Origin of the sequence: Streptomyces mesophilus (assembly GCF_011044995.1) — a bacterium.
Classification (GTDB): Bacteria; Actinomycetota; Actinomycetes; order Streptomycetales; family Streptomycetaceae; genus Streptomyces; species Streptomyces mesophilus.
Map to the genome: position 1 here is coordinate 1 of NZ_JAAKZW010000268.1, position 10,397 is coordinate 10,397.

General features: G+C 70.0%; 9 protein-coding genes. 3 read left to right on the top strand and 6 right to left on the bottom strand.

From position 1 onward, the window contains the following. From G6045_RS35770 to G6045_RS35785, 4 genes are all read right to left on the bottom strand, one after another. Positions 1 to 723, bottom strand: a 723-nt coding sequence (locus G6045_RS35770; protein ID WP_165336385.1) for a DUF998 domain-containing protein, incomplete at its 3' end; no start/stop codon positions are given. A gap of 75 nt (positions 724 to 798) precedes the next feature. After that, positions 799 to 2,250 carry an APC family permease gene (locus G6045_RS35775; RefSeq protein ID WP_165336386.1) on the bottom strand — a complete coding sequence of 484 codons (1,452 nt, stop codon included), beginning with the start codon at positions 2,248 to 2,250 and terminating at the stop codon, positions 799 to 801. A 97-nt stretch (positions 2,251 to 2,347) separates the two neighbouring features. Then, a complete protein-coding gene (locus tag G6045_RS35780) occupies positions 2,348 to 2,986 on the bottom strand; it encodes a DUF305 domain-containing protein (RefSeq protein WP_408056406.1) in 639 nt (212 codons plus the stop codon). Positions 2,987 to 3,042: 56 nt separating this feature from the next. Then, positions 3,043 to 3,705, bottom strand: a complete 663-nt coding sequence (locus tag G6045_RS35785; RefSeq protein WP_206344628.1) for a DUF3105 domain-containing protein — start codon at positions 3,703 to 3,705, stop codon at positions 3,043 to 3,045. A gap of 204 nt (positions 3,706 to 3,909) precedes the next feature. On the opposite strand from G6045_RS35785, the gene G6045_RS35790 reads away from it, so the two are divergent. Both G6045_RS35790 and G6045_RS35795 read left to right on the top strand, forming a co-directional pair. Next, a complete protein-coding gene (locus G6045_RS35790) occupies positions 3,910 to 5,271 on the top strand; it encodes a glutamine synthetase family protein (protein ID WP_165336387.1) in 1,362 nt (453 codons plus the stop codon). 87 nt (positions 5,272 to 5,358) lie between these two features. Then, positions 5,359 to 6,228 (top strand): alpha/beta fold hydrolase, encoded by an 870-nt coding sequence (locus tag G6045_RS35795; RefSeq protein WP_165336388.1) that lies wholly within the window; start codon positions 5,359 to 5,361, stop codon positions 6,226 to 6,228. Positions 6,229 to 6,302: 74 nt separating this feature from the next. On the opposite strand, the gene G6045_RS35800 is transcribed toward G6045_RS35795, so the two are convergent. Together G6045_RS35800 and G6045_RS35805 are read right to left on the bottom strand one after the other, a co-directional pair. Further along, positions 6,303 to 6,734, bottom strand: coding sequence for a VOC family protein (locus G6045_RS35800; RefSeq protein WP_165336389.1), 432 nt, complete (start codon positions 6,732 to 6,734; stop codon positions 6,303 to 6,305). A gap of 33 nt (positions 6,735 to 6,767) precedes the next feature. Further along, positions 6,768 to 7,310 (bottom strand): pyridoxamine 5'-phosphate oxidase family protein, encoded by a 543-nt coding sequence (locus tag G6045_RS35805; RefSeq protein ID WP_235968528.1) that lies wholly within the window; start codon positions 7,308 to 7,310, stop codon positions 6,768 to 6,770. Positions 7,311 to 7,466: 156 nt separating this feature from the next. Between G6045_RS35805 and G6045_RS35810 the strand changes: the two genes are divergently transcribed. Then, the coding region (locus tag G6045_RS35810) for a bifunctional [glutamine synthetase] adenylyltransferase/[glutamine synthetase]-adenylyl-L-tyrosine phosphorylase (RefSeq protein ID WP_165336390.1) at positions 7,467 to 10,397 on the top strand (2,931 nt) is incomplete at its 3' end.

The following is a 10,397-nucleotide window of genomic DNA, read 5'->3' on the forward strand; positions in this document are numbered from 1 at the left end:
CCCCTGCCCCTCCACCCTGTACGGCACGCACTGCCCCACCTCGTACACCCTGCGCCGCCCCACCTCGTACGCGAACACCCCCAGCCACACCGCGATCAGCAGCACCTGCGACCGCTGTCCGAGCCCGAGCAGCCAGGTGCCCTTGCCCGCCTGGAACGCCGCCACGGACGCCAACGTCCAGGCGGTGACGGCCAGTTCGGCTGCCACGAGCCACGGTCCGATACGGGCGAGCAGCGGCCAGGACCCGTACCGGCGGGCCGCCACCGTGAGCGCCACCATCCCCACCAGCGCACCGCACACCGCGACCGAACTGCTCATGGCGTGCGCGGCGTGCGTGGCCGGCACCAGACCCGCCGTCTCGCGGGCCGCACACTCCGGGTCGGCCGTCGGCGTGCAGCTCAGCGGTAGCCGTGAGTCGATCGCCGTGGCCGCCCCGAACAGCGCTAGCCCGGCCCAGCCGAGCGTGGACCACAGGGCGCGCGGACGGTGGCGCAGCAGACCCCATGCCGCGCCGGCGAACACGAGCAGTCCCGCCACGAGGTCCGTGGTGCGGAAGACGCCGCCGAGCGGTTCGCTCTGCGCGGCGAGTTCGCTGACGTAGGTCCGTATCGGATCGAGGCCGGTGGAGACGACGACTTCGATCACCCAGGCCGTGTACGTCAGCGCCCCCAGCGCGAGCGGCACGGCGGCGGGCCGCAGGTCGAGAGGACGGGAAGGGCTCATCGCTGCACACACCACCGAGAGGGACATAGTGGGGCAAAGCCTACGTCCCGCATGGGGGAGTGGACGCCCGGGTGCCTACTCCACGGGAGCCCGAGCACCCTGGTACTCCGGATGCACCCAGTGCGGCTTGCGGAACTTCAGGAACGCCAGCGGAATCACGAGCCCGAGGATGAGCAGCCCACCGCCGACGATCAGCAGATAGCGCCACAGCGGCCCGTCGCCGAACTGGTCCGGCGGCACGAACCCGATGACCATCGCGCACGCCGAGGCGACGAACCCGACGCCCGCGACCAGCGTCACCGCCGGTACCACGAAGCCGCGCGGCCGGTCCGGCTGGCTCTTGCGCAGCTTGATCACGGCCACGAACATCAGCAGATACGCGATCAGATAGATCTGCACCGTGATCACGGAGAACATCCAGTACGCGGACGACACGTCCGAGCTGAACGCATACAGGACACCGATCAGGGTGGTGACCACACCCTGGGCGATCATGATGTTCTGCGGCACTCCGGCCGGGTTCAGCTTCTGCAGGAACGGCGGCAGATACCCCTCCTGGCGCGACAGCTGCACCAGCCCCTTCGCGGGACCCGCGAGCCAGGTCAGCATGCCGCCGAGCGCCGCCATCACCACCATGATCCCGACGATCTTCGTCAGCCAGGCGACGCCGAAGTGCGAGAAGAAGGCGTGGAAGGCCTGCATCAGACCGGCGGTGAGGCTGGTGTTCTCGGCGGGAAGCACCCAGCTGATGGCGAGGGCCGGAAGGATGAAGATCAGCAGCACGAGCCCGGTGGCCATGAAGATCGAGCGCGGATACTCCGAGCGCGGTTCGCGCAGGCTGGAGACGTGCACGCCGTTCATCTCCATACCCGCGTAGGAGAGGAAGTTGTTGACGATCAGGACCAGGCTGGCGAGTCCGGTCCACGGCGGCAGCCAGTGGCCGGAGTCCATCGGCGCCTCGGAGGGGTTGCCCTGCGCGAGGAAGACGATGCCGAGCACCACGAGCGCGACGCCCGGGATCAGCGTGCCGATGATCAGGCCCAGGCTGGACAGGCCGGCCACGGTCTTGGTGCCGCGTGAGGTGATCCAGACGCCGGTCCAGTAGATGACGACGATGACGATCGCGACGTAGAGCCCGTTCTCGGCGAGGCTCGGGTGGATGACGTACGCGAAGGTCGAGGCGACATACGCGAGCAGGCTCGGGTAGTACGCGATGGTCATCGCGAACTGGCACCACACCGCGAGGAAGCCGAGCGGCTTGCCGAGCGCCTCGCTCACCCACCGGTAGATGCCGCCGGTCCAGCCGGATGCCAGCTCGGCGCCGACGAGGGCGGTGGGGAGCAGGAAGACGATCGCGGGCAGCAGATAGAGGAAGATCGCGGCGAGGCCGTAGATCGCCATGGAGGGCGAGGGGCGCAGACTCGCGACGGAGGCGGTCGTCATCAGGGCGAGCGTCACCCAGGAGATGAACTGCCTCTTGGTGCCGTCGTCCGAGACCGGCTCTTTGACCTCGTCGGTGGTCGTCATGCGGCCATGATCAACGCGATACGGTCGCTCCGCATGCGGAGCGACCGTGCGTCACCGAGGCTTGGCGCGCCACGTCACCGACGCTTGGCGCCCCAGGTCACCGAGGCTTCGCGCCCCGCTCCTTCAGGAGGTCAGCCATCAGATCGATCTCCGACTCCTGCGCGTCGACCATCCCCTGCGCCAGCCGCTTCTCGACGCCCACCACGCAGCGCTCCACACAGCCCTGGGCCATGTGGACACCGCCCTTGTGGTGGTCCGTCATCAGCTGGAGGTAGAAGATCTCGGCGTCCTTGCCGCTGAGTTCCCCCAGGCGCTTGATCTCGGACTTGGTCGCCATGCCCGGCATCAGCGCGCCGTCGTGGCCGGGCGACGGCGAGGCCGGCATGTCCATCCAGCCCATCGGCTCGTCGCCGGACGCGATCGGCAGCCCCCACAGGTTGAGCCAGCCGAGCAGCATGCCGCGCTGGTTGGCCTGGGTGTTGGCGATGTCGTACGCAAGCCGGCGGATGCCCTCGTCGTCGGTGCGGTCCCGTACGACGAAGGACATCTCGACGGCCTGCTGATGGTGCACGGCCATATCCCGCGCGAACCCCGCGTCGGCGGAGTCCGTCGAGGGCGTGGCCGAGGCGGCCGGGGGTGCCGCGTCGTCGTGGCCGTCCGCGAGCGCGAGGGTCATGCCCCCGCCGCCCGCGAGCAGCACCGCCGCGGCGATCCCCAGCCAGGTTGCGCGCTTCACTGACACAGTCCGTTCCTGGTGGCTACAGAGTCCTCATGGTCGCAGAGTCCTCGTGGCTACAGGGCCAGTCCGTTGGTGCAGGCGGCGCCCGGCTCGGGGGTCTGCTTGCCCTGCACGAACTTGGCGAAGAAGCTGTCCACCCGCGGGTCCTTGGCGCTGTCCACGGTGACCTGCTTGCCCCAGGCGGTCAGCATGAGCGCGCCCTTCTGGCCGTCGACCGGGCTCATCAGGGAGTACGGGGTGGCCTTGACCTTCTCCTGGAGCGCCTTGATGTCGGCGTCCTTGGCCTGCTTGTTGTACGTGACCCACACGGCGCCGTGCTCCAGGGAGTGCACCGCGTTCATGTCCGGGATCGCCTTGTCGTAGACGTCGCCGTTGCAGTTCATCCACGCCTGATTGTGGTCGCCGCCGACCGGAGGAGTCTGCGGGTACGACACCGGCTTCGTGACGTGGTTGCGGCCCAGCTTCTTGGCGTCGAACTCCTGCAGGCCCTTGATGGGCGCATCGGCGGCGGCCTTGGCCTTCGCGTCCGCCTTGTCCTGCTTGTTCTGCTCGTTGATGAAGAGGTACGAGCCGAAGCCGACCAGGCCCACCACTATGACGGTGCTGATGCCGATGGTGATCAGCCGGTTGCGGCGCTCGCGGGCCTGTTCGGCGCGGCGCATCTCCTCTATCCGGGCCCGGCGATCGGCTGAGGAGTTCTTGCGGGCGGAACCCATGCTGGTATGTCCGTTCTCCAGTGGCAGGCGGGTCAGCTGATGTTATCGGCGGGTCGGCGCCACGTCAGCCGCCCCCGCTGCGGCAATGGACCGGGCCGGTTTGCAACGTGTTCGAAACCGTGTGGTGGGATGCTCAAGTGACCCCGTGTACATGAGGCACGCTCCGGTGGTCGGCCGGCCGGCAAGGATGGGTGGAAAGTCGCAATGGACAAGCAGCAGGAATTCGTGCTCCGCACGCTCGAGGAGCGCGACATCCGGTTCGTACGCCTGTGGTTCACGGATGTCCTCGGCTTCCTGAAGTCGGTGGCCGTGGCGCCGGCCGAGCTGGAGCAGGCCTTCGACGAGGGCATCGGGTTCGACGGCTCCGCGATCGAGGGTTTCGCCCGGGTCTACGAGTCCGACATGATCGCCAAGCCCGACCCGGTGACCTTCCAGATCCTGCCGTGGCGCGCGGAGGCGCCCGGCACGGCCCGGATGTTCTGCGACATCCTGATGCCCGACGGCTCCCCGTCGTTCGCGGACCCGCGCTATGTCCTCAAGCGCGCCCTCGCCAAGTCCTCCGACCTCGGCTTCACCTTCTACACCCACCCCGAGATCGAGTTCTTCCTCCTGAAGGACAAGCCGCTCGACGGTTCGCGGCCGACGCCCGCGGACAACTCCGGCTACTTCGACCACACCCCGCAGAACGTGGGCATGGACTTCCGCCGCCAGGCGATCACCATGCTCGAATCCATGGGCATCTCGGTCGAGTTCAGCCACCACGAGGGTGCGCCGGGCCAGCAGGAGATCGACCTGCGGTACGCGGACGCGCTGTCGACCGCGGACAACATCATGACCTTCCGCCTCGTCATGAAGCAGGTCGCTCTGGAGCAGGGCGTGCAGGCCACGTTCATGCCCAAGCCCTTCTCGGAGCACCCGGGCTCCGGCATGCACACGCACCTCTCGCTCTTCGAGGGCGACCGCAACGCGTTCTACGAGTCGGGCGCCGAGTACCAGCTCTCCAAGGTCGGCCGCTCCTTCATCGCGGGCCTGCTCAAGCACGCCGCGGAGATCTCCGCCGTGACGAACCAGTGGGTCAACTCGTACAAGCGCATCTGGGGCGGCTCGGAGCGCACCGCGGGCGCCGGCGGCGAGGCGCCCTCGTACATCTGCTGGGGCCACAACAACCGCTCGGCCCTGATCCGCGTCCCGATGTACAAGCCGGGCAAGATCGGCTCGGCGCGCGTCGAGGTCCGCTCGCTCGACTCGGGCGCCAACCCCTATCTCGCGTACGCGGTGCTGCTCGCCGCGGGCCTCAAGGGCATCGAGGAGGGGTACGAGCTTCCGCCCGGCGCCGACGACGACGTGTGGGCGCTGCGCGACGCCGAGCGCCGCGCGATGGGCATCGAGCCGCTGCCGCAGAACCTGGGCGAGGCGATCGCCCTGATGGAGCGCTCGGAGCTGGTCGCGGAGACGCTGGGCGAGCACGTCTACGACTTCTTCCTCCGCAACAAGAAGCAGGAGTGGGAGGAGTACCGCTCCGAGGTGACCGCCTTCGAGCTGCGCAAGAACCTGCCGGTGCTGTAGGCCACCGGGTGATGCCCTGCACGGCCACCGAATGATGCCTGCCCGCGGAACCGATGAGTTCTGCGGGCAGGGCCGGTCTACAGGAGCATGAAGACCTACACACTCGAAACAGCCGGCGCCGACCTCGTCTACGACGTCCGGGGACCGCTTCCGCCCGAAGGCGGACGCCCGCCGCTGCTCATGATCGGGCAGCCCATGGACGCCACCGGGTTCGTCGCCCTCGCGAAGCGCTTCCCCGACCGGACCGTTGCCACGTACGACCCGCGCGGGCTCGGCCGCAGCACCCGCAAGGACGGGCGGACCGACCACACCCCGCAGGTCCAGGCCGACGACGTGCACGCCGTGGTCGAGGCGCTCGGGGCCGGTCCTGTCGAGCTCTTCGCGAGCAGCGGCGGCGCGGTCACCGCGCTCGCGGTCGTCGCCAAGTACCCCCAGGACGTGACCACCTTGGTCGCGCACGAGCCGCCGCTGATCACCCTCACCCCGGACGGTCCGGCGGCCGTACGGGCGCGGGCCGGGGTCCGGGAGGCGTACGAGAAGCGCGGGTGGGGGGCCGGGATGGCCGCGTTCGTGGCCATGACCTCGTGGGAGGGCGAGTTCACCGACGCGTACTTCGCGCAGCCTGAGGCCGACCCCGCCGCGTTCGGGATGCCCACCGAGGACGACGGCTCGCGGGACGACCCGCTGCTGTCCGACCGGTCGTGGGCGATCAGCGACTACCGGCCGGACGCCGACGCGCTCATCGCCGCACCGACCCGCGTGGTGATCGCGGTGGGCGAGGAGTCCGAGACCGTGCAGACCGGGCGCACCTCCGTCGCGACCGCCGAACTGCTCGGGCAGCGGGTGGTCGTGTTCCCGAGCCATCACGGCGGGTTCCTGGACGGGGAGTTCGGATATCCGGGGAAGCCGGACGAGTTCGCGCAGCGGCTGCGGGAGGTGCTCGACGGCGCGTCCTGAGCGGCCATGGGACGGGCCCGGCACCGCTGCGCAGCGGTGCCGGGCCCGTGTCAGTACGTAACTCGGCGCTCCGCTCAGCGCTCCGACAAAGGCGCCGGGGCTTCCTGAATGACCCAGCCGTTGCCGTCCGGGTCCTTGAAGAAGGCGAAGGAGTTCCAGGTCTCGCCCTTGCCCGGGGCCCAGCCCTCCGCGCCGACGTGCATGATCTCCGAGATGTCCAGGCCCCGGGCGGTCAGTTCCGCGTGGGCCTCCTCGATGTCCGTGACGCAGATCTGCAGGCCCTGGATCGCGCCCGGCTCCATCGACGTCTGGCCCGGGGACGGCGGCATGCCCACCGTCAGGGCGATGGAACAGCGCGAGCCGGGCGGGGTGATCTGGATGATCCGGGTCGTCGGCGTGACCTGCTGGTCGAGGTCGACCTTGAAGCCGCACTTGTCCGCGTAGAACTCCTTGGCACGGTCCGCGTCCGAGATGGGGACGACGACTACTTCAAGGGTGTACTCCATGGTCTGCTCCATAGATTCAGAGGGATACGAGGGTCAGTCGCCGAACGTCCAGCGGGTCTGGCTGAACGGCTCGCCCTTGCCGAAGCCGAAGGCCGTACGCGGGGCGACTTCGAACACCAGAGCCTTGCCTGCACCATGCTCGAAACAGCCGTCGTTCACGTCGAAATGCCAGAAACTGCCGTACTTGCACTCCCACGCGGCCGCCAGAGTGCGGAGCCGGGCATCATCCGTGACGCGTACGGCGGCTCCCTCGACCACCACGTCGAAGCCCTTGTTCCAGGTGTTGGTGCCGGTGGTGAGGACCAGTTGCGGGTTGGCCGCGAGGTTGAGCGCCTTGCGTTCCTGGGCGCCCGTGCAGAAGTACAGCTTGCCGTCGCGCCAGACCGCGGGCAGCGGGGTGACATGGGGGCGGCCGTCGGGCCGTACGGTCGAGATCCAGAACAGCTCGGCCTCCACGAGCAGCGCCTCGGCCTGCGCCCATTCGACGGCCACCGCGCTCTCGTCGCTGTAGGCGGGGTTCAGCTCGGTGCGGGGCGCCTGTGGCATGCGGGGTGCCTGCGGCATACGGGCCTCCATGAGGACCTCCTCCTTCGATGGTGCCTTTGCAGGGCAGACCGCGCGCGGGCGCGGAAATCATCGGTGGCCGCAGGACGCCGGGGGGCACGGCGGGTCACAACGGAGGCGGAAAGACTAGGCTCGGGCGCGGACCTTGATCAGCGAAAGGGGTCGCAGATGACCGTGCCGGGGCGCAGAAGCAGTGCCTTCACCAGGCTTCTTCGGCACGGGTTCACCGACCCCTCCGCCGCCGAGCGGCACCTCACCGGTCCGTATCTCGCCCCCCTGCAGTCCAGCTCGGTCCTGCTCGACGCCCTCGGCGCCACGGCCGATCCCGATCTCGCGCTCACCGGTCTCGTACGACTGGTGGAGGCGCAGCCCGACGACGAGCAGCGCCGGATGCTGTTCGACACCCTGCTGGCCGGCAAGCCGCTCAGGGACCGGCTGCTCGGCGTGATGGGCGCGTCCGAGGCGCTCGCCGACCATCTGGCCCGCCACCCCGGCGACTGGCACGCCCTCGTCACGTACGAGGCGAGTGATCTGCACCCGGGCGTCGAGGAGTTCGAGCGGGGCCTCTCCCATGCCACGGATCCCGTGGCGCTGCGCGTGGCGTACCGCCGGTGTCTGCTGTCGATCGCCGCGCGTGATGTGTGCGGCACGACCGACGTCGCCGAGACCGCCGCCGAACTGGCCGACCTCGCCACCGCCACGCTGCGCGCCGCTGTCGCGATCGCCCGGGGCGCCGCGCCCGAGGACGACGCGCTGTGCCGGCTCGCGGTGATCGCGATGGGCAAGTGCGGTGGCCATGAGCTCAATTACGTGTCCGACGTCGATGTCATCTTCGTGGCCGCCGCGGCCGACGGCGCAGAGGAGGGCAAGGCCGTGCAGGCCGCGACCCGGCTCGCCTCGCACATGATGCGGATCTGCTCCGAGACCACGGTGGAAGGGACCATCTGGCCCGTCGACGCCAATCTGCGGCCCGAGGGCCGCAACGGTCCGCTGGTGCGGACGATGGCCAGCCATCTCGCGTACTACCAGCGCTGGGCGAAGACCTGGGAGTTCCAGGCGCTGCTCAAGGCCCGGCCCGTCGCCGGTGACCCGGAGCTCGGCCGGGAGTACGTCGAGACGCTCTCGCCCCTGGTGTGGCACGCGGCCGAGCGTGAGAACTTCGTGCCCGACGTGCAGAAGATGCGGCGCCGCGTCGTCGACAGCATTCCGACCGCCGAGCTGGAGCGTGAGCTGAAGCTCGGGCCCGGCGGGCTCAGGGACGTCGAATTCGCCGTACAGCTGCTGCAGTTGGTGCACGGGCGCGGTGACGCCTCGCTCAGGAGCGGCTCCACCCTTGAGGCCCTGAACGCGCTTGCGGCCGGCGGATACGTGGGCCGCGCGGACGCCGCCCAGCTCGACGAGGCGTACCGCTTCCTGCGGGCCATGGAGCATCGCATCCAGTTGTACCGGCTGCGCCGCACCCATCTCGTACCCGAGGACGAAGCCGATCTGCGGCGGCTCGGCCGGTCGCTCGGGCTGCGCACCGAGCCCGTCACGTCGCTCAACAAGGCCTGGCGCAAGCACAGTTCGGCCGTGCGGCGGCTGCACGAGAAGCTGTTCTACCGGCCGCTGCTCGACGCCGTCGCCCAGCTCGCGCCCGGGGAGATCCGGCTCTCCACGGACGCCGCACGCGAGCGGCTCGTGGCGCTCGGGTACAACGATCCGGCGGCCGCGCTCAGGCATCTGGAGGCGCTCGCCTCCGGGGTCAGCCGCAAGGCCGCGATCCAGCGCACCCTGCTGCCCGTCCTGCTCGGCTGGTTCGCGGACTCCGCCGATCCGGACGCGGGCCTGCTCGGCTTCCGCAAGGTGTCGGACGCGCTCGGCAAGACGCCCTGGTACCTGCGGCTGCTCCGGGACGAGGGCGCCGCCGCCGAGAACCTCGCCCGGGTCCTGTCCGCGGGCCGGCTCGCTCCCGATCTGCTGATGCGCGCGCCCGAGGCGGTGGCGCTGCTCGGCGACGAGCGCGGCCTCGAACCGCGCGACCACGTCCACCTGGAGCAGGAGGTGCTCGCCGCCGTCGGCCGCGCCGACGGCGCCGACATGGCGGTCGCGGCGGCCCGTGGCGTACGGCGGCGTGAGCTGTTCCGTACGGCCGCGGGCGACCTCATCCGCTCGTACGGCACCGAGGAGCACCCTGCCGAAGCAGACCCCGGCGCGCTGGTGGACCGGGTCGGCAGCGCGGTCTCCGACCTCACGGCCGCGACGCTTGCGGGCACCCTGCGGGCGGTGGTCCGGCAGGGCTGGGGCGACGAGCTGCCGACGCGGTTCGCCGTGATCGGCATGGGGCGCTTCGGCGGGCACGAGCTGGGATACGGCTCCGACGCCGACGTGATCTTCGTGCACGAGCCGCGCGAGGGCGTCGACGAGCACGTGGCCGCGAAGGCGGCGAACGCCGTGGTCGCCGAGATGCGGCGCCTTCTGGAGATCCCGAGCCAGGACCCGCCGCTGCTCATCGACACCGATCTGCGGCCCGAGGGCAAGAACGGGCCGCTGGTACGGACACTCAAGTCGTACGAGGCGTACTACCGGCGCTGGTCCCTCGTCTGGGAGAGCCAGGCGCTGCTGCGGGCGGAGCCGGTGGCGGGGGACGAGGACCTCGGCCGCCGCTTCATCGACATGATCAGCACGCTGCGTTACCCCGCGGAGGGGCTCGGCGAGGACGCCGTACGGGAGATCCGGCGGCTCAAGGCGCGGATGGAGACGGAGCGGATGCCGCGCGGCGCGGATCCGAATCTGCACGCCAAGCTGGGGCGTGGCGGGCTTTCGGATGTGGAGTGGACGGTGCAGTTGCTTCAGCTGCGGCACGGGTGGGTCGAGCCGGGGCTCCGTACGACCCGTACGCGCGAGGCGTTGGCCGCGGCCTGCGCCGCCGAGCTGATCTCCACCGAGGACGCGGCCGTGCTCGACGAAGCCTGGGTGCTGGCCTCGCGGGTGCGGAATGGGGTGATGCTCGTGCGTGGGCGGGCCGGGGATACGTTTCCGTCGGATGGGCGGGAGCTGGCCGCCGTGGGGCGGTACCTGGGGTATGGGCCCGGGCTTGTGGGTGATCTGCTCGATGAC

Excerpts from the sequence above, each read along its gene's own strand:
- G6045_RS35785 (WP_206344628.1), bottom strand. The coding sequence starts at position 3,705 with ATGGGTTCCGCCCGCAAGAACTCCTCAGCCGATCGCCGGGCCCGGATA.
- G6045_RS35790 (WP_165336387.1), top strand. The coding sequence starts at position 3,910 with ATGGACAAGCAGCAGGAATTCGTGCTCCGCACGCTCGAGGAGCGCGAC.
- G6045_RS35795 (WP_165336388.1), top strand. The coding sequence starts at position 5,359 with ATGAAGACCTACACACTCGAAACAGCCGGCGCCGACCTCGTCTACGAC.
- G6045_RS35800 (WP_165336389.1), bottom strand. The coding sequence starts at position 6,734 with ATGGAGTACACCCTTGAAGTAGTCGTCGTCCCCATCTCGGACGCGGAC.
- G6045_RS35805 (WP_235968528.1), bottom strand. The coding sequence starts at position 7,310 with ATGGAGGCCCGTATGCCGCAGGCACCCCGCATGCCACAGGCGCCCCGC.
- G6045_RS35775 (WP_165336386.1), bottom strand. The coding sequence starts at position 2,250 with ATGACGACCACCGACGAGGTCAAAGAGCCGGTCTCGGACGACGGCACC.